This window comes from Novosphingobium clariflavum (genome assembly GCF_026420865.1).
In the GTDB taxonomy this organism is placed as follows: Bacteria; Pseudomonadota; Alphaproteobacteria; order Sphingomonadales; family Sphingomonadaceae; genus Novosphingobium; species Novosphingobium clariflavum.
The window spans coordinates 123,639-149,588 of record NZ_JAPCWC010000003.1 but is presented as its reverse complement, the minus strand read 5'-3'; the positions used below and the strand labels follow the sequence as shown (position 1 = coordinate 149,588).

The window sequence follows — 25,950 nt, the reverse complement described above, 5'->3', positions numbered from 1 at the left end:
TACAAGAGCGCTCCGATTCTGCCCGTTGCCCGCGCGGAAACTTGTGCTAGCGATCGAGTCATCAGCCCCTGACGGGGCGGGGGGACTTACATGAACACGATCGTCACACGCCTGTTTCAACAAGCCGTGCAGGCACGCCAGACCGGGCAGGTGCAAGAAGCCCGCAGCAAGCTGCAAGAAGCGCTGCAACATCAACCCGGCATGCCCCAGGCGCTCAACCTGCTCGGCCTGATCGCGCTCGACGGCAAGGACTTTGCCGCAGCCCGCGAGCACTTCCTTGGCGCCGCGCAGAGCGATCCCGGCGAAGCCGCGCTGTGGATGAACCTCGCCTCGGCCGAGCGCGGACGGGACGATAACGAAGGCGAACGCGCGGCGCTGCGCCAGGCGATCGCCATCGACCAGCGCAACCTCATGGCGCAGATTCGCATGGGCCAGTTGCAGCAAAGGCTGGACGAACGGCAGGATGCGGCCGACACCTGGGGCAAGGTGCTCGCGCTCACCGCGGGGCTTGCCGATATTCCGCCCGGCCTCGCCGAAATGCTCGAACAGGGGAAGCGCTTCCTCCAGGCGCACAAGGCCGATTTCGCCGCCTATGTCGAAGCGAGTCTGGCCGACCAGCTGGCCGGAGCCGACGAAACGACCCGCCGCCGTTTCCAGGCATGCCTCGACCGCGAATTCAACCGCCGCACCTTGTTCCAGAACCACTGCTCGGGACTGCACTATCCGTTCCTGCCGGCCGACGAGTTCTTCGACCGCAAGCACTTTCCCTGGATGAGCGACCTGGAGGCAAAAACCGAGGCCATCCGCAGCGAATTCCTGGCGCTGATGGCCAGGAGCGGCAAGGATGTGCGCCCTTACGTGCAGCAGGAGGCTGGAACCCCGCAGAACAAATGGACCGCGCTCGACCAGTCGCTCGACTGGGGCGCGGTGTTCCTCTGGGAATACGGCAAGCGCAACGACGCGGTATGCGATGCCTGCCCGCAGACAGCCGCCGCACTGGAAGCGATCCCGCGCCCGGACATTCCCGGTCGCACGCCCTCGGCGTTTTTCTCGCTTCTGAAACCCGGCAGCCGGATCCCGCCCCATACCGGGGTGACCAACAGCCGCGCCATCATCCACCTGCCCTTGATCGTTCCGCCCGGCTGCGGTTTCCGGGTCGGCGGAGAGACCCGGAGCTGGCGCGAAGGCGCAGCCTTCGCCTTCGACGACACGATAGAACACGAAGCCTGGAACGACAGCGATCATTTGCGGGTCGTTTTGATATTTGATGTCTGGAATCCGCATTTGTCCCTTGCGGAGCAGATGTTATTACAGCAATTTTACGCCACGGCTGATGACAGCAAGACAAGGTCCGACAGACAGGCGCTGCCCGCGATCTGATTCGGGAAGACAGCACCCCGATTGGCAGAAGCCTCGAACGGTCTCTTGATCTCCAAGGAGTTGTTTCATGAAAGTACTCAAAGCCATTCTGTTGACCGGCCTCGCTGCAGTGGCCATGCCGGCACTGGCGGACAATCCGCCCAAGCCCGACCGCAATGCGCCCAACACCGTCCGCTGCAAGCAACTGACGGAAACCGGCTCGCTCGTGGTCAAGAAGCGCATCTGCAAGACCAACGCGGAATGGCGTGCCATCCGCGAACAGCAGAGCCAGGACGCGGACGATCTGATCACCCGCAACCGCGCCGGGATGAATCCGAACGGCTAAGGCGTTTTCGCATCAGGTGGAATCACCTGATGACCCGGAAAACGCCTGGATCCAAGGTCAGGACGACCGGAAGCAAAAGGCCCACCGCTTCATGCGGCGGGCCTTTTTCCTTGAATTTCAAAGTCCCTACCGGTCCCGTCCGCCCCCCTCACCGCAACGCCCACAAGGCGGCAAGCGCCAGGATTCCCCAACCGCGGTTTTGCAAATACAGCGCCCTGCTGTAGGCACATCGCCAGTCTCAACGATACAGGGAGCACACCAGGTCATGCGCATCGGGGGCAACAGCCTTTTGTCCGTTCTTTCGCTCGGAGCCCTGTGCTTGGGCCTCCTGCTCCCGGAGGCGGGAGTTGCAAAGGATGCTCCCACGGCCGCGCCGCCCGATCTTCAGAGGCTGCAGACCTGCAGGTCGATCACGTCGGACGCCGAGCGGCTCGCCTGTTTCGACCGCGAAAGCGCGGTGTTTGCCCAGTCCGTCGATTCCGGAAAGCTGCGCGTCATCGACAATGAAGGCGTGAAGGAAATCCGTCGCTCGCTCTTCGGGTTTTCGCTTCCCCGCATCGGGCTGTTCGGCGGAAATGAAGAGGAAGCCGCGGGCGAACAGGTCAACAAGATCCAGAGCACGCTGGTAGCGGTCAAGCAGATCGCCAACGGCAAGATCTGGTTCCGTCTTTCCGATGGCGCCGAATGGCAGACCAACGATCCCCTCGGCACCGCGCGCATGCCCGCTTCCGGCCAGACGATCGAACTCGAGAAAGCCGCGCTCGGCTCCTACTGGGCACGCTTCGAGACGATCCGCGCCATGAAGGCACACCGCGTAAACTGATCGCCTGAACACAGAGACAAACGGAACGAAACAAGCCTAACGAAACGGGGCCGGACGCTGATGCGCCCGGCCCCGGCCTGCTCGTTTCTTGGCTATTCTTGCCGATCGATCAGTCGACGCTGATCGCCAGCGCCCCGTCGCCATCGTCGATATGGACGCGCGCACCATCCGGCACTTCACCAGCCAACAGCTTCTCGGCCAACGGGTCCTGCAAGTAGCGCTGTACCGCCCGCTTCAGCGGACGCGCGCCGTAGACCGGATCGTAACCAACTCGGCCCAGCCAGCGCTTGGCCGCATCGGTGAGGTCGAGCACGATCTTGCGGTCCTTGAGCAGCTTCTGCACCCGCGCCACCTGGATGTCGACGATCGGGCCCATGTGCTCCTGGCCCAGCCGGTGGAACAGCACGATCTCGTCGAGACGGTTGAGGAACTCGGGCCGGAAATGCCCGCGCACCACTTCCATCACCTGCGGCTCGACCGTCTCCACGTCCTGCCCCTCGTCCAGCCCGGCAAGGTACTGGCTGCCGAGGTTGCTGGTCAGGATGATCAAGGTATTGGTGAAGTCCACCAGCCTGCCCTGCCCGTCGGTCAGACGGCCATCGTCGAGCACTTGCAGCAACACGTTGAACACGTCGGGATGCGCCTTCTCGACTTCGTCGAACAGCACGACCTGATAGGGCCGGCGCCGCACGGCTTCGGTCAGCACGCCGCCCTCGTCGTAACCGACATAGCCCGGAGGCGCACCGATAAGGCGGGACACCGCGTGCTTCTCCATGAACTCCGACATGTCGATGCGGACCATCGCACTGTCGTCGTCGAACAGGAAGCCGGCCAGCGCCTTGGTCAGTTCGGTCTTGCCGACACCCGTCGGGCCGAGGAACAGGAACGAGCCGAGCGGTCTCTTCGGGTCCTGCAGCCCCGCACGGGCACGCCGCACCGCCTTGGACACCGCCGAGACCGCATCCTTCTGGCCGATCACGCGCGCGCCGATCACTTCCTCCATCTTGAGAAGCTTCTCGCGCTCGCCCTCGAGCATCTTGTCCACCGGCACGCCGGTCCAGCGGCTGACGACGCCGGCGATGTCGTCCTCGGTCACTTCCTCGCGCAGGAGGGCGTTGCCAGCCTGGGCCTGCGCCTCCGCCAGCTGCTTTTCAAGCGCAGGGATCGTGCCGTAGGACAGCTCGCCCGCCCTGGCGAGATCGCCCGAACGCTGCGCCTGCTCCAGTTCGACGCGCGCAGCCTCGAGCTGCTCCTTGAGCTTGCCCTCGGCGGCGATCTTGTCGCGCTCGTTCTGCCAGCGGGTGGTCAGTTCGCTCGACTGCTGTTCGAGATTCGCCAGTTCCTCGCGCAGGGTGGCGAGCCGATCCTTCGATGCCTCGTCGGTCTCCTTGCCGAGCGCCATTTCCTCGATCTTGAGCTGGATGATGCGGCGGTCGAGTTTCTCGATCTCCTCGGGCTTGCTTTCCACTTCCATGCGGATGCGGCTGGCGGCCTCGTCCATGAGGTCGATCGCCTTGTCGGGCAGGAAGCGGTTGGTGATGTAGCGGTTGGAGAGCGTCGCCGCCGCCACGATGGCACCGTCGGTGATCCGCACGCCGTGGTGCAGCTCGTACTTCTCCTTGAGCCCGCGCAGGATCGAGATGGTGTCCTCGACCGTCGGTTCACCCACGAAGACCGGCTGGAAACGGCGCTGGAGCGCGGCGTCCTTCTCGACGTACTTCTGGTACTCGTCGAGCGTGGTGGCGCCGATGCAGTGCAGTTCGCCGCGCGCAAGCGCGGGCTTCAGCAGGTTGCCCGCATCCATCGAGCCTTCGGAGGCGCCCGCGCCGATCAGCGTGTGCATCTCGTCGATGAACAGGATGATCTGCCCTTCCGCACCCTTCACTTCGTCGAGCACTGCCTTCAGGCGTTCCTCGAACTCGCCGCGATACTTGGCGCCCGCGATCAGCGCGCCCATGTCGAGCGCCATCAGGCTGCGGCCCTTGAGGCTGTCGGGCACGTCACCATTGGCGATGCGCAAGGCAAGGCCCTCGGCGATGGCGGTCTTGCCGACGCCCGGATCGCCGATGAGGACGGGGTTGTTCTTGGTGCGACGGGCAAGGATCTGCACGGTGCGGCGGATCTCCTCGTCACGGCCGATGACCGGATCGAGCTTGCCGTCGCGCGCCGCCTGCGTGAGATCGCGCGCGTACTTCTTCATCGCGTCATAGGCGTTTTCCGCGCCGGCACTGTCCGCCGTGCGGCCGCCGCGCAGATCGGTGATCGCAGCTTCCAGCGCCTGCGGGGTGAGATTGGCAGCCTTGAGCGCCTGCCCGGCCGAGGTCGTGGTGGCGAGCGCGAGCGCCAGCAGCATGCGCTCCACGGTGACAAAGCTGTCGCCCGACTTGGCGGCCAGTTGCTCGGCCTGATCCAGCACGCGCACGGCGTCGTTGTCCAGCCCAGGCGTGCTTTGCGCACCGCTGCCGGACACCGCCGGAACCTTGGCCAGCGCCTTGTCGACTTCCTGCTGCGCGAACGCGGCATTGCCACCCGCACGCTGGATCAGGCCCGAGGCCATGCCCTCGCCGGCTTCCAGCAGGGCCTTGAGGATGTGATCGGGGCCGATGCGCTGATGGTTCATGCGGATCGCAACGGTCTGCGCCGCCTGAAGGAACCCCTTGGCCCGGTCGGTAAACTTTTCGAGATTCATGGTCGTGAATGCCTCCTGACCTCGATTATATAGTGTTGCATATATGCAACACAAGTGCCTCTCTGAAGATTTTCAGAATGTCGGGAAACCCCGGGTTTCGCATTGATTTCGCACAATTGCCTCGATCGAATCGCCCCGGGCCGGCCCATAGATGGGAGCGCCCTGCGCGATTGCCAGTGGCAATCGACCGCAGGCGTTCGCACCCGGTCGAACACCGCCGCGTCGCCGGGGCGTTGAACGCGCCGCTCCTGCAAGGAAGGCTTGGCGCGGGAGCAACCCTTGCATAGCCTCTGCGCCCACAACCAGACCAACCGGAAGAGGCAGCGACAGTGGCGAAATTCACCCTCCAACAGGCTGCGGACGTGCTGGCGATCAAGCAGGTCGTCTATGAATGGGGCGACGAACTCGACATCCACAACGGCCTTGAAATGCGGCAGGCGGACGTCCTGGCCGAAGACGTCGCCTACAATGTCGGCGGCGAATGGCGCGAAGGACTGAAGGCGGTCGAAGCCTTCTACCAGGGCCGTGCCGAAGCCCTGCGCGCCGGCGCCGGACTGATGACGATGCGCCACATCATCACCTCGCTGCGAGTCTCGTTCGACGATGCGGACAATGCCAGGGTCGGCTACCTGCTGGTGTTCTTCGCCGCCGTTGGCGAGGGACCGTTCGACACGTACTGCGATCCGCTGGCGGTGGCCGACGTCAAGATGGAGTGCCGCCGCGATACCGACGGCGAATGGCGCATCACCCGCTTCGATTCCGGGCAGATCTTCCGCCGCGGCTGATCCGATTTTGCGCAAGGCGACGACGCCGGTCGAGCGCCGTTGCCTGCCAAGCGATTGAAACTCTGGTCTGCCGCGATCAACGTGATAGACCTTGAGTCATGCGACTTGCCTATCGTTCCAGCGCCACTGCGCTCGCCACCGCCCTTCTTGTCTCCGCCTGCGCGACCACGAATGCATCCAGCCCGCCCGCGACCGCCACGGATACCCGCGCGGCAGCACGCGATGTCGTGTCCGCCGCCGACGGCGCGATGGCTAAGGCGGCGGCCTCCCCGGCCGCCCTCGTCTCCAGGGTGGACATCCCTTATGAGAAGTTCGTGCTGGCCAACGGCCTCACCACGATCGTCCACACCGACCGCAAGGCGCCGATCGTCGGCGTCACGCTCTACTTCCACGTCGGCTCCAAGAACGAACCCCGCGGCAAGACCGGCTTTGCCCACCTCTACGAACACCTGTTCTTCGGCGGCTCCGCCAACGTGCCCGACTTCGATGTGCCGCTAGACGCCGCCGGCTCCACCTCGAGCAACGGATCGACCTCCTACGATCGCACGAACTACGTCGAAACCGTGCCCACCGGCGCCCTGCCGCTGGCGATGTTCCTCGAGAGCGACCGCATGGGCCACCTGCTGCCCGCCGTCACCCAGGACAAGCTCGACAAGCAGCGGGGCGTTGTCCAGAACGAGAAGCGCCAGGGCGACAACCAGCCCTACGGCCTGTTCCAGTACGCGCTGAACGACGGCCTGCTGCCGGTCGGCCACCCCTATCGCCACACCACCATCGGTTCGATGGCCGACCTCGATGCCGCCAGCCTCACCGATGTGCGCGCCTGGTTCACCGACCATTACGGCCCCAACAACGCCGTGCTCGTGCTGACCGGCGACATTGACGCGGCAACCGCCAGGCCGCTGGTCGAAAAGTGGTTCGGCCAGATCCCGCGCGGCCCTGACGTCGCGCCGGTTACCGCAGGGCCGGTCACCCTGCCCGCCCCGCTCTACCGCGAGATCGCCGATCAGGTTCCGCTCACCTACCTCACCCGCAACTGGACCGGCCCCGGCCTCAACGATGCCGATGCCCCGGCCCTCGAAGTCGGCATGGACATCCTCGGCGGCCTCGCCAGCTCGCGCCTCGACAACGAACTGGTGCGCGGCCAGCAGCTTGCCGTGGGCGTTTCCGCTTCCGCGCAAGTCGAGGAGGACATGAGCTTCCTCGGCATGGCGATGCAGGTGAAGCCCGGCGTCGACCGCGCCCGCGCCAATGCCGCCTTCGACAAGGTGCTGGCCGACTTCCTGCGCGACGGACCGACCGAGGACGAAGTGCGCCGCTCGGTCATGAGCACGCTGTCCGAGGAGATCGGCGGCCTCGAACGCGTCGGCAGCTTCGACGGCAAGGGCGCCACGCTGGCGGAAGGTCAGGCCTATTCCAACGATCCCGCCAAGTACAAGCGTGACCTTGCGGCGATGGCCGTCCTCACGCCTGCCCAGATCAAGGCAGCGATGAACAAGTGGCTTTCGCGTCCCGTCTATGCGCTCGACATCGTGCCGGGCGAACGCACGATGGACGGCGCCAAGCTCGGCGGCTGGGGCGACGAGGACAAGACCCCGGCGCCCAAGCCCGATGCGAAGCAACCCGCCCCTGCCCTGCCGCCGGCACCGAAGATCTCCGCTCCTCAGGTCGCCCCGGTCGGCGCGCTGGCCTTCCCCGCGATCGAGCGCGCAACCTTGTCCAACGGCATTCCCGTCATACTCGCCCGCCGCACCGCCGTGCCCAAGCTGGTGCTGACCGTCGACTTCGACGCCGGTTACGCCGCCGACGCGCTCGACACGCCGGGCACGCAAGGGCTCATGCTCTCGATGCTCGACCAGGGCACCGAGCACCTCGATGCGACCCAGATCGCCGAGGCGCAGGAACGGCTGGGCGCCAGCATTTCCATCGACGGATCGCTTGACACCTCCAGTGCGACGCTGTCCGCGCTGACCGCCAATCTCAGCCCCTCGGTTGACCTGCTCGCCGATGTCGTGCGCCACCCTGCCTTTGCCCCCGCCGAAGTGGAGCGGGTGAAAGTACAGGCCGAAGCCGCGCTGGCCCAGGCCCAGTCCACGCCCGCCGGGCTCGCGCGGCGCGCGCTCGGCAGCGCGCTCTACGGCAGCCACCCCTACGCCCAGCCGAGCGACGGCCTGGGTCAGACCGCCAGCCTGGCCGCGCTGACCCCCGCCGCGCTCAAGGCCGCACACGACAAGTGGCTGCGCCCCGACCTCGCCCGCATCACCGTGGTGGGCGACGTCACCATGGACGAGCTGAAGCCGCTGCTCGAGCGTGCTTTCGGCACCTGGCAGGCACCGGCCACCCCGGCGCCGGTCAAGCCGGTCACCGCCCCGGTCGCGCCCGGCCAGCCGCGTATCGTGCTGATCGACCGGCCGCATTCGCCGCAATCGGTGATCGTTGCCGGCCGGGTGCTGCCGCTGACCGGTCGCACGCCCGACACCGAAGCGCTGCAACTCGCCAACGAAGTGCTGGGCGGCGGCTTCCTCTCGCGCCTCAACAAGGACCTGCGCGAGGAAAAGGGCTGGTCCTACGGCGTCTACAGCCGCGTCAGCCAGTCGGTCGGCCCCAGCGCCTTTACCCTCTCGGCCCCGGTCCAGTCCGACAAGACCGGCGCCGCGATCAAGGCGATCATCGCCGACATGGGCGCCTATCCGACCACCAGCGCCATCACCGCCGAGGAATTCCAGCGCGTGACCGACGGCGCCATCCGCCAGCTTCCCAACCTGTTCGAGACCAACGCACAGATGGCTGGCGCGATCCGCCAGAACGACCGCCTCGGCCGTCCGGAGGACTACTACGTCTCGCTTGCTGCCAAGTATCGCGGCATCGGCGAACCGGCGGTAGCGACCGCCGCCAGCCAGTACCTGCGCCCCAAGGGGCTGGTCTTCGTGGTGGTGGGCGACCGCAAGATCGTGGAACCCCAGCTCAAGGGACTTGGCCTGCCGATCGAAATCCAGCAGGCACCGGCGGCAACGGGCGACGAATCGGAATGAGCTGCCCGGCAACGAACAGGAGAACATGATGTCGCTCGGCGGAACCTACCAATGCTCGACCAAGACGCCGATGGGCCACCAGAAGGGCACGCTCACCATCGTCCCTGAGGGTGACACCTTCACCGGCCAGATCACCGGTGATCTCGGCACGATGGAGCTGCGCGACGGCAGGATCAGCGGCAACCAGCTGAGCTGGAAGATGAAGATGACCTCACCGATGCCGATCGACCTCGACTGCAAGGCCAGCGTCGAAGGCACGGACCTGACCGGCACGATCAAGGCCGGCTTCTTCGGCACGATGAAGCTTGAAGGTACCAAGATCGGCTGAGCAGGCTCGGCGCGAGCAAACAGGAAAGGCCCGAGAGCGGATCGTCGCTCCCGGGCCTTTTTCGTGTCTGCGTAAAGGTTCGCTCAGGGCTGGGCCGCTGCTGACGGTATTGCAGCAGAAGCCAGACCGGCGGGCCGGGCAAAGCCCAGAACCACGCGCTCGCCGGTCGCCACGTCGATGGCGACGTCACGATCATAGGCCAGCACACCCGGCACCGGCGGCATCCGCGAGACCATGGCGCCGACGAAATTGTTCAGCTTGCCGCTGGCATGGAACTTCGCCTGAACCGAAGGATAAGACGCGAGGCTTGCGGGAAGCCCGAAGTGCGGTGTCTGCGGCCCTGAAAGCTGCTCACGCGCCTTGGGATCGAGGTCGGAGAGTGCCTGCGATGCCCAGTCGGGCGCCACCTTCAGGAAATCGCCGAGGTCGGTGATCTGCCCCGCCTTCACCTCGAAGCGCACCGAGCCCATGCAGAAGCAAGTGCCCATCGCGCCGTTTGGCCCGGAAACCAGCGGACCGTAATAGATGTAGGTCCCCGGCTTCACTTCCTCGAGAAAGCTGGATTCGCCGCTGGCCTTGCTGAACCGGGAGAACGGTCCCACCGGGACATTCGTGCGCAAGCCGATGTCGCCGATCGAGAAAGTCGCGGCATCGGGCCTTACCGGAAGCGCCGGCACTGGCCTGCCGACGTTCCGCGCAATCTTGGCGTCGTTATCATAGCTCGCTACGGCCCGCTCGTAGCTGCGCAAGGCCTTGGCATAGGCCTTCTCGGTAAGGAAACGGTAGTCAGCAAGGTCCTGCTCGTCCGGAATTCGCAGGAACACGCCAAAAGCCGGGCCCTTGCCGTGGAGGTAGAAGTAGCCCTTGGAAGGATCGATCGTGGCCTTGCCCGACAGGAAGTTCTTCTCCTCCAGCGGACGATAGGGCGCGATTTCGGGGTCCTTGTCAGCCAGCACCGGCGATGCGGCAGCGAGCGCGGCCAGCGAAAGCGCAGCCGCGAGAATGGAGCGCGCGCACATCACAGCCCCAGCGCCTTCTGCTGCGGAGCCGGCCCCGACGCCACGCGCGCCTGCTTGAGCAGCGCCTCGGCGCGCGCCTCGGCGTTCTCGCGGGTGAGGCCCTCCTCGAAGTTGAAGTCCTGCCACATTTCCCTCTCCAGCCCGTATCGCTGATAGCCCTTGAAGCCCATGCAGTTGCGCAAGTTGATGCGGCGGATCTTGCGCCGCTCGGCCGATCCGAACACGGCATCGACGAAGACCGAGCCGATGGCTCCGCCGATCGCGCTCGGCAGCACGCCATATTGCGCGAAGGCAGCCGGGTTCACCGTCCCGCCGCCGTAGTAGCTCATGCCGCTGCTGAGAGCGTCGCATTCGACCACGTCGGCATAGGCCTCGTCGAAACTCGTGCCAGCGCGGTTGAAAAAGAAGTACTTGTCATAGTCGGCCGCGATAAGCGGCGTCTCGGTGAACTGCGTGGACGGCGGCGTAATCGCAGCCACTTCGGCCTCCGAAAAATGCCGGATCGGCAATCCGTTCAGCGATGTGGTCATCGCGACCGGTTCGGTTGTCGTCGAGATCGGCGCCGCAGCAGGATCCACCCGCTTGGCTGCCGCTTCGGGCACGGTCTGGGCCATGACCGGCTGTATCGACTGGACGCAGGCAAACGATGCCAGCGCCAGTAATGTCTTGTGTCGCATGATTTCCCCCTGACGCCCGGATGGGCGCCAGGAGAAAATCAATCATCGTCCGCTCGCCTGCACAAGACCGGAAACGATGAAATATCCGGTTATTTGCGGATGGATCAGCCGAGCTTGGCCTTGAGGATCTCGTTCACCACCTGCGGGTTGCCCTTGCCGGCCATGGCCTTCATCGTCTGGCCAACAAAGAAGCCGAACAGCGCGACCTTGCCGTCCTTGTACTGGGCGACCTTGTCGGCATTGGCGGCAAGGATCTCATCGACCTTGGCCTCGATGGCACCGGTGTCCGATTCCTGCTTGAGGCCCTCGCGCTCGACGATCGCGCCGGCATTGTCGCCGGTCTCGAACATCGTTTCGAGAACCTGCTTGGCGATCGAGCCGGAGATCGTGCCTTTGCCCACCAGCGCCAGCAGTTCCGCCGCCTGCTCATGGCTGATCGGCGAATCCTCAAGGCTCTTGCCCAGCTTGTTGAGCGCGCCGAAGAATTCCGAGATCAGCCAGTTGGCCGCCTGCTTGGCGACGTCGGCCGGGGCCTTGTCCTGTGCCGAAGCGGTTTCGGCCAGCAGCGCCTCGAACCACGCAAACGTCTCGACATCGGCGGTCAGCACCGCGGCGTTGTAGGCCGAAAGGCCCAATTCGCCGACATAACGGGCACGCTTGGCGTCCGGCAGTTCGGGCAGGCTCGCGCGGCATTCCTCGAGGAAGGCATCGTCGAGTTCGAGCGGCAGCAGATCGGGATCGGGGAAGTAGCGATAGTCGTGCGCGTCTTCCTTCGAGCGCATCGAGCGCGTCGAGCCGGTGGTCGGATCGAACAGGCGGGTTTCCTGAACAATCTTGCCGCCGCTCTCCAGCACATCGACCTGACGGCTGGCCTCGTGCTCGATCGTCTGCATGACGAAGCGCACGGAGTTGACGTTCTTGGTCTCGGTACGGGTGCCGAACGGTTCGCCGGGCTTCCTCACCGAGACGTTGACGTCGCAGCGCATCGAGCCCTGGTCCATGTTGCCGTCGCACGAGCCGACATAACGCAGGATCTGGCGCAGCTTCGCGACATAGGCACCGGCCTCGGCGGGCGAGGTCATGTCCGGGCGGCTGACGATTTCCATCAGCGCCACGCCCGAGCGGTTGAGGTCGACATAGGACATCGTCGGGTGCTGGTCGTGCATCAGCTTGCCCGCGTCCTGCTCGACGTGGATGCGCTCGATGCCGATCACCTTGTCGGCCGGGATGCCCGCCTTCTCGTCCGCCTCGATGGTCAGCGATCCCTCGCCCACCAGCGGATGGTAGAGCTGGCTGATCTGGTAGCCCTGCGGAAGATCGGCGTAGAAGTAGTTCTTGCGGTCGAAGCGCGACCACTTGTTGATCTGCGCCTCGATCGCCATGCCGGTGCGCACGGCCTGGCGGATGCATTCACGGTTGGGCACGGGCAGCATGCCCGGCATCGCCGCGTCGATCAGCGAGACCTGGCTGTTCGGCTCTGCGCCGAACGCGGTGGCCGAGCTGGAGAACAGCTTGGAGTTCGAGGTGACCTGCGCGTGGACTTCGAGGCCGATCACGACCTCCCAGTCACCGGTGGCGCCCTGGATGCGATAGGTTGATTCAGTCATCGTGTTTCGGTCCACTTCTGGAGCGACGCAGCAACCGGTGCTGCTGCCTCGCCCCTTCATTCAAATCCCGTTCCGGCGTTTCGCGCCGTCGAGCGGGTCGATCGTCCCTCCGTTTCGGTACCCGGTCGCCCAGCATCTGCGCGACGCCGACGACCAGTTCGAAGAGAGACGACCAGCTTACCACCACTTCTCCGGCTTGGCCGCGAACTGCGCGCGCTGTTCAAGCGCGAGACCAGCGTTCAGCACGCCCTGTTCGTCGAAAGCCTTGCCGATGACCTGAAGCCCCAGCGGCAGACCTTCGCGGTTGAGGCCGGCGGGAACCGACATCGCCGGAAGACCCGCAAGCGAGGCCGGCACCGCGAAGACGTCGTTAAGGTACATCTTCAGCGGATCGTCGACGTTCTCGCCAAGGCCGAAAGCCGCGCTCGGCGCGGTCGGCGCGAGGATCACGTCGCACTGCTCGAAGGCCTGCGCGAAGTCCTGCGCGATCAGCGCGCGGACCTTCTGGGCCTGCGTGTAGTAGGCGTCGTAGAAACCGGCCGAGAGCACGTAGGTGCCGATCAGGATGCGGCGCTTCACCTCGGGGCCGAAACCGGCGGCGCGGGTGGCGGCGTACATGTCCTGAAGGTTCGCACCGTCCGGCAGATCGCGCAGGCCGTAGCGCACGCCGTCATAGCGCGCGAGGTTCGACGAGGCTTCGGCGGGCGCGATGATGTAGTAGGTCGGCAGCGCGTACTTGGTGTGCGGCAGCGAGATCTCGACGATCTCCGCGCCCGCATCCTTCAGCCAGGCGATGCCGTCATCCCACGACTTGGCGACATCGTCATCCAGGCCATCGACGCGGTATTCCTTCGGAATGCCGACCTTCTTGCCCTTCATGTCGCCCGAGAGCGCGGCTTCCCAGTTCGGCACCGGAAGATCGAGGCTGGTCGAATCCTTGGCGTCGAAACCGGCCATGGCCTCAAGCATGATCGCGCAGTCCTGCACCGAGCGGGCCATCGGGCCGGCCTGGTCCAGCGAGCTGGCGAAGGCGACGACGCCCCAGCGCGAGCAGCGGCCATAAGTCGGCTTGATGCCGGTGGTGCCGGTGAACGCAGCAGGCTGGCGGATCGAGCCGCCGGTGTCGGTGCCGGTCGCCGCCGGGCAGAGGCGCGCGGCCAGCGCGGCCGAGGACCCGCCCGAGGAACCGCCGGGCGCGAGCGCGGCATTGCCGCCATCGCTGCGCTTCCACGGGCTGATCACGTTGCCGAAATAGCTGGTCTCGTTCGACGAGCCCATGGCGAACTGGTCAAGGTTGAGCTTGCCCAGCATGCCTGCACCGGCATCCCAGAGCTTCTGCGAGACGGTCGATTCGTACTGCGGCTTGAAGCCTTCCAGCATGTGGCTGGCGGCCGTGGTCTGCACGTCGAACGTCGCGAAGAGGTCCTTCATGCCGATCGGCACGCCGCCCATCTTGCCCAGCGCTTCACCGCGCGCACGCTTGGCGTCGGTGGCCGCAGCGGCTTCAACGGCCTTTTCCGGCGTGGCGATGATGAAGGCGTTCAGCGCTTCCTGCGCGGCGGCGACATTGGCGTTGAAAGCCTCGGCCAATTCGACGGCGGTGAAGTCGCCGCCTGCAACGCCGTCGCGGATCTGCGCGACGCCAAGTTCCGTAAGATCAGTCATTATTCGATCACCTTGGGCACGCCGAAGAAACCGTGTTCAGCGGCGGGAGCATTGGCCAGGACGGCATCGCGCTTGTCGCCGCCGGTCAGCGGATCGGCATCGATCACGTCGTCGCGCAGGCGCAGCGTATTGGGGATGACGGCGGTCATCGGCTCGACTTGCGAAGTGTCGACCTCGCCGAGTTGCTCGACCCAGGCGAGAATGCCGTTGAGTTCGGGGACCATCGCCTCGATTTCAGCCTCGCTCACCTTGATGCGGGCAAGGCTGGCGATCTTCGCAACGGTTGCGGTATCGACCGACATGGCTTTCCTTCACGATTAATCCGGCACGCGGCAACCGCGCACCGGAAAGTTCAGGCCGGGGCGCTAGCACCCGGCCGGACTTGCTTCAAGCATCGAGCGACCCGCGAAGGGCCGCCGACGTCTTTATGGTTTGGGTTGCTGGGCCTGCGGATCGGCAGGAGCGGCCGCTTCCTGCTGGGCCTGAACCGCCGCCATCATCTGCTCGAATTCGGCGCGGGTCTTCCAGTCGATCAGCTGGACTTCGAACACGAGGTCCGAATTGGCCGGGATCGGTCCGGAAGCTTCCGCACCGTAGCCGAGCGCCGAAGGGATCGTCAGCCGGTAGGACCCGCCGCGCTGCATCTGCACAAGACCATCGGCAAAGCCGGGCACGACTTCGCCCACCGGCATCGGCGTCGCGTCCGACTGGTCGAACACGGTGCCGTCCTTGAGCATGCCCTTGTAGGCGATCAGCACGAAGTCGTCCCGGCCGGGGCTGGCGCCCTCACCCTTGGTCACGGTTTCGAGCGTGACCTTGGGCGCGGCAGCGGCAGCCGCCGGAGCCGGAGCGGCTGCCGGAGCAGCGGGCTTCGCGGCGGCCTGAGCCGCCACCGGCAGCGCAAGCGCCGCCAGAGAAGCGAGTGCGAGAGAAGCGATCTTCACCGGGCGCGCGATCAGGGCTGGACCGGAGCGGCATCGGGCGCCGCGCCACCCGGCATCGCCCCTGCCGCCGCGCCGCCCTGCTGCGCCTGCATCTGCTGAAGCTGCTGGAGGATGCGCTGCTGCTGCTCGATCTCGGCGCGGCTCTTGAAGTCGATCAGTTCGATTTCGAACTTCAGGTCCGTGTTCGGCGGAATCGGCCCGGCACCCTTGGCGCCGTAACCAAGCGCGGCCGGAATCTCGACGTCGTACTTGCCGCCGCGCTGCATCTTCACCAGCGCCTTGCCGAAGCCGGGAACGACTTCCGCCAGCGCCATCGGCACGCCCTTCTGCTGGTCGAAGACCTTACCGTCGGGCAGCGTGCCCTTGTAGTTGATCAGCACCACGTCATCGAGCGTCGGCGAATCGCCCGAACCGGCCTTGATCGTCGAAACATGGACCGCAGGCGGCAGCGTCGCGTAAGCAATGCCGGCGCCGGCAAGCGCGAGCGCGGCAACACCGATCCAGATCTTGGCTACGGCGCCCTTGGCAACCGGCTGCAGCGGGACGCGGGTGATCTCTGTCATGGAGCCTTCCTGGTTATCTTGTGGCGCCCAGCGGCTGCGATACGCGCGCAAGGCACGGATGCGCAAAAGGGCGCGGGATTCGTCCGCGCCCTCATGGATCAGGAAAACGCAACCAGCAAGCGATTAAGCCGCGTTACCGCTTGCACGAATCGTTTCCTGAATCGCGCAACAAAAACACCAGCGCCGGACACGACATCGGCCCGCTCCCTCACCCGACCTTTCGAGACTTGCCCGTTATCGGCAAGCACGAACGCGGTCGCGTGGGGGAGCGGGCCGGCACCGCACAAGGCGTGGGGACAAACCCCACGCCCTATCCGACGGGTATCTTACTTGACGCCGTCGCGCTCGAGACGCTTGCGCTCCAGCTTGCGAGCGCGGCGAACGGCAGCAGCCTTTTCACGCGCACGCTTTTCGGAGGGCTTCTCGAAGTGGCGACGCAGCTTCATTTCGCGGTAAACGCCTTCACGCTGCAGCTTCTTCTTGAGAGCCCGGAGAGCCTGATCGACGTTGTTGTCGCGAACGAGAATCTGCATAAACCGACACACCTCACAAATCGAAAGCACGACTTCCGCATTCCGACGCGGAACGTACCTTGAGAAAACACGAATTTCGCCGAATCCCTTGCGAGGTCGGCTCGAAGTTGGGGGCCGCTAGCACCAACCGGCCCGCAAGGCAAGCAATCTTGGCCGCATTTAGGCCAGATGCAGCCCCCTCCGCCGGGAGCGAGGGCCCGCCGGAGGGAGTTTTACACGATTTAAGCCAATCAGGCCAGTTGATCGACGATCAGGCCCGACAGCGTGGATTCGGCGAGGCCGGCAGCCGAATAGGTACTGGAAGTGCCCTGCGCGTCCTTCAGGTTCTGGAGGAAGGCCAGAATCGCATCGCGCGCCTCGCTCGAGGAATCGGCCTCGTCGGTGTCGTCCGTCGAATCGGTATCATCCGTCTCGTCAGTCTCATCGGTTTCGTCCGTTTCGTCCGTTTCGTCCGTTTCGTCGGTTTCCTCGGCACCGCCGACCGCGCCCGAAGGCGGCGGACCGGGAGGCGGGCCACCGGCGCCCTGCGGGCCGCCCATGCCGCCACTGCCGCCCTGCACGCCGCCGAGCACTGCATCGTCGCCGGCCGCGGCCGAGGCATCGGCCGTCACGGCGCCCGAAGGTCCCTGCGCAAAGAGGGACTGCAACTCGCTCGCCTGATCCTGCGTCAACGTGCCCGACGACACCTGATCCGCGATCAGCGAATTGATTCGATCCTTCATCTGCGAGGGATCGAGGCGGCTACCCGAAGCCGCCGAGCTGTCCGAAGACAGCGAACTGCCGATCGAATCGAGTGCCGATTCCAGCGCGCTGGCATCGGTGTCGGAGATCGTTCCGCTGCTGAGCGCCGTGGAGATCTTGTCGTCCATATCCTGCCGGGGATTGAACATGGCGCCCATCGCGCCGGTCGTGGATGAAACTTGCATCGTTTTTTCTCCTTGCGGAGTGGGGTCGCACCCAAGGACAATTATAGAGAGGCCGTTCCGCGAACCGTTCAAAAGCCACACAACTATCGCTGCCGCACAGGCCACGTGCGCACCACGATTGGAAAACCGCGCATTCGCGGCTAAGGCGGCGTGATGCCCCAACCATCCTTCCTCCTCGCCTCCGGCCTGGTGGCGCTGGGCGGCGCGGTCGGATCATGGCTGCGCTTCAGCGTCGGCTATGCCTGGACCGTCGTGCTCGGCCCCGCCCGTGCCCTGGCGTTCCCTTACGGAACGCTGACGGTGAACATCGTCGGCAGCCTTGTCATGGGTCTGCTCGCCGGCTGGCTCGGCCGCATGGCCCCCGGCGGGGAAAACCTGCGCCTGCTTGTCGGCGTGGGCGTGCTTGGGGGCTTCACCACGTTTTCGTCCTTCAGCCTCGATACGGTCGCGCTTGCCCAGCGCGGACAACCGGGGCTTGCCGTGTTTTACGTCGCGATTTCGCTGGCCGCCGGCCTTAGCGCGCTGTTCCTCGGCCTTACCATCATGAGGAGCGCCGCATGAGCCGCCCAGAGAATACCGATATCGTCCGCCAGTTTACCGTCGGTCACGACGACGAAGGCGTCCGCCTTGACCGCTGGTTCAAGCGCCACCTGCCGCAAGTCGGCTTCGCGATGGTCTCGCGCTGGGCGCGCACCGGCCAGATCCGCGTCGACGGCAAGCGCGCCGATGTCGACACCCGCCTCACCGCCGGGCAGACGCTGCGCGTGCCCCCCGGCGGCGAGCAGCAGCCCGGCCAGCGCGCCGCCCGCCCGCGCCGCGAACTGACCGAGGAAGAGATCGAGCGTGCCGACGCCATGGTCCTGACCCAGGACCGCGCCGCCATCGTGCTCAACAAGCCCCCCGGCCTCGCCACCCAAGGTGGCTCGGGCATGAAGGAGCATGTCGACGGCCTGCTCGACGCTTACGCGGACAAGGGCCCGCGCCCGCGGCTTGTCCACCGCCTCGACAAGGACACCTCGGGCGTCCTGCTCGTCGCCCGCACGCCGGGCAGCGCCGCGTTCTTCTCCAAGCGCTTTTCCGGGCGCAGCGCCAAGAAGATCTACTGGGCACTGGTGGTCGGCGTGCCCAGCATCAACGACGGCATGATCGAACTGCCGATCGGCAAGCAGCCGGGCACCGGCGGCGAGAAGATGTACGTGGACGAGGAAGGCGGCCAGTCGGCCCGCACCCGCTACCGCGTGCTCGACCGTGCGGGCAACCGCGCCGCATGGGTGGAACTGCACCCGCTGACCGGCCGCACCCACCAGCTGCGCGTCCACATGGCGGCGATCGGCCACCCGATCGTCGGTGACGGCAAGTATGGCGGCCAGGAAGCGTTCCTTTCCGGCACGATCAGCCGCAAGATGCACCTCCACGCCCGCCGCCTGATCATCGAGCATCCCGACGGCGCCCCGCTGGACGTGACCGCGCCGCTGCCCGAGCACTTCGCCAACTCGATGGAATCGCTCGGCTTCGACGAAGCCGACGGCGCCGAACTGCCCGAAAGCGCGCCGGAGTTCACCAAGGACGACGAAAAGCGCGCCGCCAAGGCCCACGCCAAGCAGTACCGCAAGGAACGCCGCGGCGAGCGTCGCTCGCGCCGCGACGGCGCCTCGGAACGCCCCGGCTCGCGCGGAAAGCCCAGCGGCAAGTCGGCGGGCAAGCCGGGTGGCAAACCTGCTGGTCCGCGCAAGGCGACCGGCAAGCCCGGCCTTGGCAAAGCCGGCCCCGGCAAGCCTGCCGGCGCCCGCAAGCCGTCCGGCCCGCGCAAGCCTTCCGGTCCAGGCGGCTCACGCCCCTCGGCGCCGCGCGGCAAGCGCTGATGCACCCCAGCGCGCAGTTCCGTCCGGCCGATCGTGCAATGGCCGAAGCGCTGATGGAGGAGGTCGGCTTCGGCATGATCTTCGCCGCCACGCCGGACGGGCCGCGCGTTGCCCATACCCCGCTGCTGTGGACCGGGGACGGCGCCGTGCAGTTCCATCTGGCGCGCGGCAATGCGCTCACCCGCCATATCGCCGGCGCCACCGTGCTGGCGGTGGTGAACGGGCCGGATGCCTATGTCTCGCCGCGCTGGTATGAAAGCAGCGAGCAAGTGCCGACGTGGAACTACGTCAGCGTCGAAATGGAAGGCCGCGTGCGCCGGATGGACGACGAGGGGCTGACGGGCCTGCTCGAAGGCCTTTCTGCCCGCAACGAAGCCCGCGTCTCGCAGGGCGAAGTCTGGACCATGGACAAGGTCTCGCCCGGCCATCTTGCCAAACTCAAGGCCGCGATCGTCGGCTTCGAGCTGGAAGTGCTGGCCTGGCGCCCGACCTTCAAGCTTTCCCAGAACAAGCCCGCCGACGAACGCGAACGCGTCGCGCTGGGGCTCGAATCCGAAGGTTCGCGCGCGATGGCGCAACTCATGAGGGATCTGGTCGGATGAAATTCGCCGTCTTCGATTGCGACGGCACGCTCGTCGATGGGCAGGCCCCGATCTGCGAGGCCATGGAGGCGGTGTTTGCCGAGTTCAGCCTTCCCGCCCCCTCGCGCGGGCTGATCCGCCGCGCCGTCGGGCTGTCGCTGCCGCAAGCCATGCGCCAGCTGCTGCCGGACAGCGACGAGGCGCAGCAGCACGCCATGGCCGACGCCTACAAGCTCGCCTTCCGGCAGGCCCGCAGCGAGGGCCGCGTCTCGCAGCCGCTGTTCCCGGGCATCGCCGATGTGCTGCGCGGCCTCCAGGCCGCCGGGTGGACGCTGGGCGTTGCCACCGGCATGTCCGACCGGGGCCTGTCGTTCTGCCTCGAGGCGAACGGCATCAAGGACCTCTTCGTCACCCTCCAGACCGCCGACCGGCACCCCTCCAAGCCGCACCCGGCGATGCTGGAGGAAGCCATGGACGATGCCGGCGCAAGGCCGGGCGAGACGGTGATGATCGGCGACACCGTCTACGACATCAGGATGGCCGCCAATGCCGGCTCCCGCGCGATCGGCGTCGACTGGGGCTACCACCATCCCGAGGAACTGATCGCCGCCGGGGCCGAAAAGGTCTTCGAAACCCCGCAGCAACTGCTGGAGCACCTCCTCGCATGACCTCGGCCGCCAAGGATCCCGCCCGGTCCCGCTGGATCGTCATGCAACTGGTGCGCCTGTTCGGTGTCGCCTGCGTCGTCGGCGGGCTCGCCATCGGCGCGAACAAGCTGAGCGCGCCGCTCTGGCTCGGCTACGTGCTCATCCTCAGTGGCATGATCGGCGTCTTTGTCATCCCCCGCCTCTTGGCGCGCAAGTGGCGCAGCCCCAGGTAACCGGAATTCCCCCGTGAAGCGTTTCTACAAGGAAGTCACCCAGGCCCCGCAGGACGGCGGCTGGCGCGTTCTGCTCGACGGACGCGGCATCAAGACCGCCGGCGGCCGCCCGCAAGTCCTGCCCACCATGACCATGGCGGAAGCGCTCGGCGCCGAATGGGCGGCCCAGGGCGAGGAGATCGACACCGCGACCTTCCCGCTGCGCGACCTTGCCGACTTCGCGCTCGACGCGATGGTCGGCGATCCCGCGCTCGCCCTGCGTGAGATCCTGCCTTACGCCGAAACCGACACGCTGTGCTACCGCGCCGATCCCGAGGATGCGCTCTACCAGCGCCAGCTGGCCGTCTGGGAGCCGCTGCTGGCCGGGATCGAGGCGCGCCATGGCCTCGCGTTTCCGCGCGTCTCGGGCATTCTCCACAAGCCGGTCCCGCCAGAGACCCTCGCCCGTCTCGAAGCCATTCTTGCCAAGCAGGATGCCTTCGCGCTGGCGGCGCTGCGCATGCTGTCGAGCCTGGCCGCCTCGCTGACGATCGCCCTCGCCGCGGTCGAGCCCGGCGCCGATGCCGAAGCGCTGTGGAAGGCCGCCAACCTGGAGGAAGACTGGCAGGTCGAACTCTGGGGCGAGGACTGGGAGGCCGCCGAACGCCGCGCGGCACGGTTCGAGGCCTTCAAGCTGGCCATCCGCTTCGCCAACCTGGCGCGCTGACGGAAACGCGGGAGCAGGGGAAAAGTCCCTGCTGAAACGGAAAAAGCCCGCCCCGGCAAATGCCAGGACGGGCCTCCCTGCAACGCACGCGGCCGGGTCGCGAGGCCGCCTGCGCGCGAAAGATCAGAACTTCACGCCGAACCCGGCCAGCGCGTAGTGGCGGCTGAAGCCATGCTCGTAGTTCGAGTAGTTGTACTCGACCTTGCCGAACAGGTTGCCGCCGAAGTCGTGCTCGAAGCCGGCGCCGATGCGGTAACCGTCGAGGTTGGTGCCGGCGCTGTCCTTGTTGGTGCCGTCGTTGTAGGTCACGCGAACCCGCGCATTGGTGTAGCCGCCCAGCAGGTAGAGCTTGGTGGTCTCGCCGACGTTGGTGCCGATGCGGGCAACGGCCGCAAGGTCACGGCCCGAACGCACGCAGAGCTTGTCGTCCGTGACGGCGACATCGCGCACGCAGTCCTTGGTGGTGCTGTCCGAAACGCTGGCCTGGATACCGAAGAACAGCGCGTCACGGGCCTGGATGTCGTAGCCTGCGGCCACGCCATAAGTGAGGCCTTCCGACGAACCGCCATCGACCGACACGCTGTCGAGGCCGGTCTGGGCCTGCACGTATGCCTGTGCGTTGGCGGCAGCCGGAATGGCGAACAGCGCGGCGGTGGCCGCGATGGCGATCTTCTTCATGGAAACTCCTGCAATCTTGTTCTTGCCCCCGCACCCCTGTGCGAAGAGGTGCGGCGGATACAGGCGCAGAAATTTCAGGCAATGTCAGATAGTTGACTTATGATCCCGCAAGGCGCTGGCGTTGCAGAACCGCCACAGGCGGCCATTGGCCGGGCCTGAAAAAAGCCTGCAAACATGGGCCATCCCAGCCGCCGTCACAAACCGGACAATCACCTGTCAAGAATATTCGAATTGAATAAATAGAATATCAAAGAGGCTTTTGAGAAATCAAAGCATCATAACAAACGCTGTCATTAATTACTTAATTTCCCGTGAGCGCACATTCATTGCGCCTTGACCCAGTCGGCAACCTGCCTTGCCACGTCGTTGGCCGCCTGATTCAGCGCCGGCCCCACCTTGGACGCCTCAGGCTTCACATCGGCCACCCGCGCCTCGAACCGGCGCGTGGTGATCGGTCCGCCGCGCTCCGTGCGAATGGCGTCGAACCGCACGACGACCGAACGGGTAGGCGCATCATAACCCATGTCGAGCAGGCGGCCGCCTATCAGCGTCTTGCCGGACACCTCGTAGCCGATGCCTTCCACCACCAGCTTGCCGGTGCGCGCCCGCAGTGTCTCGGCCAGCAGGGTCCGCATCTGCCGGGTCGGCTTTTCGGTCCAGACGGCGTCCTTGAGATAAGACAGGCCCGAGGCATCGACCTTGACCGGCACCCGCAGGACATCGAGGCTGCGATCGGCCTCGGGATCGGCGACGACGATGGCATCGGCCAGCTGGCTGCTCACCTGGGCCCCTGCCGGTGCGGTTTCCTCGCTTGTGAGGCGGATCAGCTGCTCGGGCGGCTTGGCCGCCAGGCTGATGCAGCCGGGCAGCGCCAGGCAGGCCGTCAGCAGCAGCGCGCCCGTCGCCGCTTTCATCCCCGGCACCGTGTTTCCGATCATCTTGGCGGTTCGCATCTCGAGCCTCTTCATGGCTTGCCCGTTCAAGGCTTGTAGGTGGGCAGCTTCTGCCCCTTGAGCAGCGCACCGGCGCCCTGTTCGTCGATCTTCTCGGTGACGGCCCGCAGCGCCCTGCTGGTGGCCTGGAGATCGCGGATCGCGGCTTCAGCAGCCGGCAGCGTCTCACCCGAGACCTTGTCGAAGGCGGGCTGCGCGTGCTGCAGGGTCTGGTCGAGCGTGTCCATCGACCTCTGCGCCGAGGCGAGCGTCTTGCGCAGCTGGTCGGCCAGAGAATTGCCCTGATCGCCCAGCAGGTTGTCCGCCTTGCCGGCAACGCCCTCGAATGCGGCCAGCGTCTTGGTCGCCTGGTCGAGCGTTCCCTGGAGCTGAACCAGGGTCTTGCGCACTTCCGGCGAAGCGGCAGAGAGATCCCGGGTCATCTTGTCGGTGTTCTTGAGAATCCCGGTGAGAGACTTACGGTTCTCGTCCGAAAGCAGCAGGTTGAGGTTCTCGGTCAGCGTGGCCAGGCGCTCCAGCAGCAGCGGCGCGTTGGAGAGGATTTCGCCCAGGCCGCCCCGCTTCGTCGGAATCACCGGCACGCCTTCCGGCCCCGGCTCGGTCAGCAGCGGCGCGCCCTTGACCGCGCCTTCGAGCTGGATGTCGGACACGCCCGTGAAGCTGCCCTGGATCGTCGCGGTGGTGCCCTCCGTCACCGGCACTTTCTGGTCGACCCGGATGCGCACGCGCACGAAGCTGGGGTCCTGCGGCCAGAGTTCGATTTCCTTGATCTGCCCCACCGGAACGCCCGCGTAATCGACACCCGACCCCCTCGCCAGTCCGTCGACGGACTGCTTGAAGAAGATGTCGTATTCGTTGCGCGCGGTCTCGTTGATACGGGCGATCCAGATGATGAACGCCGCCAGCGCCGCCAGCAGTATCAGCGTGACCGCCCCGACCCAGACATGATTGGCCCGTGTTTCCATGCTGCTGCCCTATGCCTCCGGCTCACCCGACGAGGCGCCGGAATTATCGTGTAGCGCGGGGACTCTCGCCTCCGCAGTGCTGTCGTTCGAAGTCTGGTCCTTGGCGCCCAGCGCCGCACGGCCGCGCGGGCCGTTGAAATATTCCTGGATCCACGGATGGTCGAGCGCGAGAAGCTCGGGAATGGTGCCCACGGCGATCACCTTCTTGTCCGCCAGCACCGCGACCCGGTCGCAGATCGCGTGCAGGGTATCGAGGTCGTGGGTGATCAGGAACACGGTGAGCCCCAGCGTATCCGCAAGCCCGCGCGTCAGCCGGTCGAAAGCATCGGCACCGATCGGGTCCAACCCGGCGGTCGGCTCGTCGAGGAACAGCAGTTCGGGATCGAGCGCCAGCGCCCGGGCGAGGCCGGCGCGCTTTTTCATCCCGCCCGAAAGCTCGCTGGGATACTTCGCCGCCGCCTCTTCGGGCAGGCCGGCGAGGCGCACCTTGAAGCGCGCGATGTCCGCGCGCAGCGCATCGGCGATCTCGGGGAAGAACTGCTTGAGGGGAACTTCCACGTTCTCGCCCACGGTCAGGGTCGAGAACAGCGCCCCGCCCTGGAACAGCACACCCCAGCGCGAGCGCAGGTCAATACCTTCCTCGTCGGTGGATTCGCCCATCTTGTGGCCCAGCACGGTGATCTCGCCCGCTTCCGGCTGCTGCAGCCCGATGATCGAGCGCATGAGTACCGACTTGCCCGTGCCCGAGCCGCCGACGACGCCGAGAATCTCGCCCTTACGGACCTTCAGCGACAAGTCCTGATGCACCACGAAGCCGTCGAAGGCATTGACCAGCCCTTCAACGACGATCGGATATTCGCCTTCGTAATCGCTTGAAAGGTCGGTCATTTCCAGCCGATCTTGGTGAAGAAGATCGCGAAGAAGGCATCGAGCACGATGACGGTGAAGATCGCCGTCACCACCGCCTGGGTGGTGCGCCCGCCCACCTCCTCGGCATTGGAGGTCACCTGCATGCCCTGGTAGCAGCCCGCCAGCGCCACGATCAGCGCAAAGACCGGCGCCTTGAGCAGACCGACCCAGATGTCGGTCGTCGGCACCACTTCCTGCGTGCGCTGAAGGAAGGTGAGGAAGGGAATGTCGAGCGCGAAATTGGCGATGAAGGCGCCGCCGATGATCGCCAGGACCGTGGCGTAGAAGCCGAGCAGCGGCATCATCAGCATCGCCGCCAGCACTCGCGGCACCACCAGCGCCTGCATCGGCGAGACGCCGATCGTGCGCATGGCGTCCACTTCCTCGGTCAGCTTCATCGTGCCGATCTGCGCCGCGAAGGCCGATCCCGACCGGCCCGCGACCATGATCGCAGTCATCAGGATGCCCAGTTCACGCATGGCGAGGCGGCCGGTGAGGTTGATCGTGTAGATCTCGGCCCCGAACTGTGCGAGCTGCACCGCGCCCTGCTGGGCGATGACGATGCCGATCAGGAAGCTCATCAGGCCGATGATCCACAGCGAGTTGATGCCCACATGCTGCATGTGGAACACCAGCGCGGTGCCGCGCAGCCGCGAGGGATGGCGGATCACGCCGCCCAAGGCGAGGATCAGTTCACCGAGAAATCCGATCGACTTGGTGAAGCCCTTGCCCCAATTGACCACGACATCGCCGAATTCGGCCACCGTGCGCAGCAGCAGCCCCGCCCCCTTAGGCACTTCGGCGGCTTCCTCCGGCACCCGGCCGACGGCGGCGAACAGCCGGTCCGCCGCCTCGCTCTGGCCCACGATTTCAAGGTGATGCTCGTCCGCGAAGCGCTTGACCAGCCAGGCGCCGGTCGTGTCGATGTCGGTGACGCCGGACATGTCGATCCGCTCGACCGGACCGCCGCAGGCCGCCAGCTTGCCGTCGAGGTTGCCCAGCGAATGGACGCACAGCGGCCCCTTCAGCGCCACCGTGTGGACACCGCCTTGGTCGCTTCCCGACAGAGTGAATTCAGCCCATTCCCGCATGTGCGCTCGTATTGGGGGAAAATGCCTGT

Annotated in this window: 27 protein-coding genes; 12 read left to right on the top strand and 15 right to left on the bottom strand. The window is 65.9% G+C overall.

The window, feature by feature from the left end:
* Positions 1–90: 90 nt before the first annotated feature.
* From OKA11_RS05075 to OKA11_RS05065, 3 genes are all read left to right on the top strand, one after another.
* Positions 91–1,380, top strand: coding sequence for an aspartyl/asparaginyl beta-hydroxylase domain-containing protein (locus tag OKA11_RS05075; protein WP_267219131.1), 1,290 nt, complete (start codon positions 91–93; stop codon positions 1,378–1,380).
* A 67-nt stretch (positions 1,381–1,447) separates the two neighbouring features.
* Positions 1,448–1,705: a hypothetical protein gene (locus tag OKA11_RS05070; protein WP_267219130.1), complete on the top strand. Its 258-nt coding sequence runs from the start codon at positions 1,448–1,450 to the stop codon at positions 1,703–1,705.
* Positions 1,706–1,721: 16 nt separating this feature from the next.
* Positions 1,722–2,528, top strand: a complete 807-nt coding sequence (locus tag OKA11_RS05065; RefSeq protein ID WP_267219129.1) for a hypothetical protein — start codon at positions 1,722–1,724, stop codon at positions 2,526–2,528.
* Between the two features lie 109 nt (positions 2,529–2,637).
* On the opposite strand, the gene clpB is transcribed toward OKA11_RS05065, so the two are convergent.
* Positions 2,638–5,217, bottom strand: a complete 2,580-nt coding sequence (gene clpB, locus OKA11_RS05060) for an ATP-dependent chaperone ClpB (RefSeq protein ID WP_267219128.1) — start codon at positions 5,215–5,217, stop codon at positions 2,638–2,640.
* Positions 5,218–5,546: 329 nt separating this feature from the next.
* Here clpB and OKA11_RS05055 point away from each other — a divergent pair, with 329 nt between their 5' ends.
* The 3 genes from OKA11_RS05055 to OKA11_RS05045 all read left to right on the top strand — a co-directional run bounded on the left by OKA11_RS05055 (position 5,547) and on the right by OKA11_RS05045 (position 9,362).
* The gene (locus OKA11_RS05055; protein ID WP_267219127.1) at positions 5,547–6,002 is read left to right on the top strand and encodes a nuclear transport factor 2 family protein; all 456 of its coding nucleotides are present in this window, start codon (positions 5,547–5,549) and stop codon (positions 6,000–6,002) included.
* Between the two features lie 98 nt (positions 6,003–6,100).
* Positions 6,101–9,034 carry a M16 family metallopeptidase gene (locus tag OKA11_RS05050; RefSeq protein ID WP_267219126.1) on the top strand — a complete coding sequence of 978 codons (2,934 nt, stop codon included), beginning with the start codon at positions 6,101–6,103 and terminating at the stop codon, positions 9,032–9,034.
* 28 nt (positions 9,035–9,062) lie between these two features.
* Positions 9,063–9,362, top strand: a complete 300-nt coding sequence (locus OKA11_RS05045; RefSeq protein WP_267219335.1) for a hypothetical protein — start codon at positions 9,063–9,065, stop codon at positions 9,360–9,362.
* 83 nt (positions 9,363–9,445) lie between these two features.
* Here the strand turns inward: OKA11_RS05045 and OKA11_RS05040 are convergent, their stop codons facing one another.
* The 9 genes from OKA11_RS05040 to OKA11_RS05000 form a co-directional block, all read right to left on the bottom strand.
* Positions 9,446–10,381: a hypothetical protein gene (locus OKA11_RS05040; protein WP_267219125.1), complete on the bottom strand. Its 936-nt coding sequence runs from the start codon at positions 10,379–10,381 to the stop codon at positions 9,446–9,448.
* On the bottom strand, positions 10,381–11,058 hold the full coding sequence (locus OKA11_RS05035; RefSeq protein ID WP_267219124.1) for a hypothetical protein: 678 nt from the start codon (positions 11,056–11,058) through the stop codon (positions 10,381–10,383). The genes OKA11_RS05040 and OKA11_RS05035 overlap by 1 nt, the downstream gene beginning before the upstream one ends.
* A 104-nt stretch (positions 11,059–11,162) precedes the next feature.
* Complete coding sequence (gatB, locus tag OKA11_RS05030) at positions 11,163–12,665, bottom strand: Asp-tRNA(Asn)/Glu-tRNA(Gln) amidotransferase subunit GatB (protein WP_267219123.1); 1,503 nt, start codon at positions 12,663–12,665, stop codon at positions 11,163–11,165.
* Between the two features lie 177 nt (positions 12,666–12,842).
* Positions 12,843–14,330 carry an Asp-tRNA(Asn)/Glu-tRNA(Gln) amidotransferase subunit GatA gene (gene gatA / locus OKA11_RS05025; RefSeq protein WP_267219122.1) on the bottom strand — a complete coding sequence of 496 codons (1,488 nt, stop codon included), beginning with the start codon at positions 14,328–14,330 and terminating at the stop codon, positions 12,843–12,845.
* Positions 14,330–14,632 carry an Asp-tRNA(Asn)/Glu-tRNA(Gln) amidotransferase subunit GatC gene (gene gatC, locus OKA11_RS05020; RefSeq protein ID WP_021234714.1) on the bottom strand — a complete coding sequence of 101 codons (303 nt, stop codon included), beginning with the start codon at positions 14,630–14,632 and terminating at the stop codon, positions 14,330–14,332. Before gatC ends, gatA begins: the two co-directional genes overlap by 1 nt.
* A gap of 123 nt (positions 14,633–14,755) precedes the next feature.
* The gene (locus tag OKA11_RS05015) at positions 14,756–15,274 is read right to left on the bottom strand and encodes an FKBP-type peptidyl-prolyl cis-trans isomerase (protein WP_267219121.1); all 519 of its coding nucleotides are present in this window, start codon (positions 15,272–15,274) and stop codon (positions 14,756–14,758) included.
* An 11-nt stretch (positions 15,275–15,285) separates the two neighbouring features.
* Positions 15,286–15,837, bottom strand: a complete 552-nt coding sequence (locus OKA11_RS05010) for an FKBP-type peptidyl-prolyl cis-trans isomerase (RefSeq protein WP_267219120.1) — start codon at positions 15,835–15,837, stop codon at positions 15,286–15,288.
* A gap of 326 nt (positions 15,838–16,163) precedes the next feature.
* Positions 16,164–16,370, bottom strand: a complete 207-nt coding sequence (gene rpsU / locus OKA11_RS05005; RefSeq protein ID WP_132386556.1) for a 30S ribosomal protein S21 — start codon at positions 16,368–16,370, stop codon at positions 16,164–16,166.
* Positions 16,371–16,600: 230 nt separating this feature from the next.
* Positions 16,601–17,296: a hypothetical protein gene (locus tag OKA11_RS05000; RefSeq protein ID WP_267219119.1), complete on the bottom strand. Its 696-nt coding sequence runs from the start codon at positions 17,294–17,296 to the stop codon at positions 16,601–16,603.
* Positions 17,297–17,449: 153 nt separating this feature from the next.
* Between OKA11_RS05000 and crcB the strand changes: the two genes are divergently transcribed.
* Genes crcB through OKA11_RS04970 form a run of 6 tightly spaced genes read left to right on the top strand, consistent with a single transcriptional unit; the run spans position 17,450 to position 21,325 of the window.
* Positions 17,450–17,857, top strand: coding sequence for a fluoride efflux transporter CrcB (crcB, locus tag OKA11_RS04995; protein WP_267219118.1), 408 nt, complete (start codon positions 17,450–17,452; stop codon positions 17,855–17,857).
* Positions 17,854–19,158 carry an RluA family pseudouridine synthase gene (locus tag OKA11_RS04990; protein ID WP_267219117.1) on the top strand — a complete coding sequence of 435 codons (1,305 nt, stop codon included), beginning with the start codon at positions 17,854–17,856 and terminating at the stop codon, positions 19,156–19,158. Before crcB ends, OKA11_RS04990 begins: the two co-directional genes overlap by 4 nt.
* Positions 19,158–19,760, top strand: a complete 603-nt coding sequence (locus OKA11_RS04985; protein ID WP_267219116.1) for an FMN-binding negative transcriptional regulator — start codon at positions 19,158–19,160, stop codon at positions 19,758–19,760. The genes OKA11_RS04990 and OKA11_RS04985 overlap by 1 nt, the downstream gene beginning before the upstream one ends.
* Entirely contained in the window at positions 19,757–20,407 is a 651-nt protein-coding gene (locus OKA11_RS04980; protein WP_267219115.1) for an HAD-IA family hydrolase, read from the top strand. The genes OKA11_RS04985 and OKA11_RS04980 overlap by 4 nt, the downstream gene beginning before the upstream one ends.
* Positions 20,404–20,619: a hypothetical protein gene (locus OKA11_RS04975; protein WP_267219114.1), complete on the top strand. Its 216-nt coding sequence runs from the start codon at positions 20,404–20,406 to the stop codon at positions 20,617–20,619. The genes OKA11_RS04980 and OKA11_RS04975 overlap by 4 nt, the downstream gene beginning before the upstream one ends.
* Before the next feature lie 13 nt (positions 20,620–20,632).
* Entirely contained in the window at positions 20,633–21,325 is a 693-nt protein-coding gene (locus OKA11_RS04970; RefSeq protein ID WP_267219113.1) for an ATP12 family chaperone protein, read from the top strand.
* A 123-nt stretch (positions 21,326–21,448) separates the two neighbouring features.
* Here the strand turns inward: OKA11_RS04970 and OKA11_RS04965 are convergent, their stop codons facing one another.
* The 5 genes from OKA11_RS04965 to OKA11_RS04945 all read right to left on the bottom strand — a co-directional run bounded on the left by OKA11_RS04965 (position 21,449) and on the right by OKA11_RS04945 (position 25,921).
* Complete coding sequence (locus OKA11_RS04965; RefSeq protein WP_267219112.1) at positions 21,449–22,003, bottom strand: outer membrane protein; 555 nt, start codon at positions 22,001–22,003, stop codon at positions 21,449–21,451.
* A 323-nt stretch (positions 22,004–22,326) separates the two neighbouring features.
* Positions 22,327–22,971 carry an ABC-type transport auxiliary lipoprotein family protein gene (locus OKA11_RS04960; protein WP_323748300.1) on the bottom strand — a complete coding sequence of 215 codons (645 nt, stop codon included), beginning with the start codon at positions 22,969–22,971 and terminating at the stop codon, positions 22,327–22,329.
* Between the two features lie 11 nt (positions 22,972–22,982).
* Entirely contained in the window at positions 22,983–23,921 is a 939-nt protein-coding gene (locus tag OKA11_RS04955) for an MlaD family protein (protein ID WP_267219111.1), read from the bottom strand.
* A 9-nt stretch (positions 23,922–23,930) separates the two neighbouring features.
* Positions 23,931–24,809, bottom strand: coding sequence for an ABC transporter ATP-binding protein (locus tag OKA11_RS04950; protein WP_267219110.1), 879 nt, complete (start codon positions 24,807–24,809; stop codon positions 23,931–23,933).
* Positions 24,806–25,921 (bottom strand): ABC transporter permease, encoded by a 1,116-nt coding sequence (locus tag OKA11_RS04945; RefSeq protein WP_267219109.1) that lies wholly within the window; start codon positions 25,919–25,921, stop codon positions 24,806–24,808. Before OKA11_RS04945 ends, OKA11_RS04950 begins: the two co-directional genes overlap by 4 nt.
* Positions 25,922–25,950 lie beyond the last annotated feature (29 nt).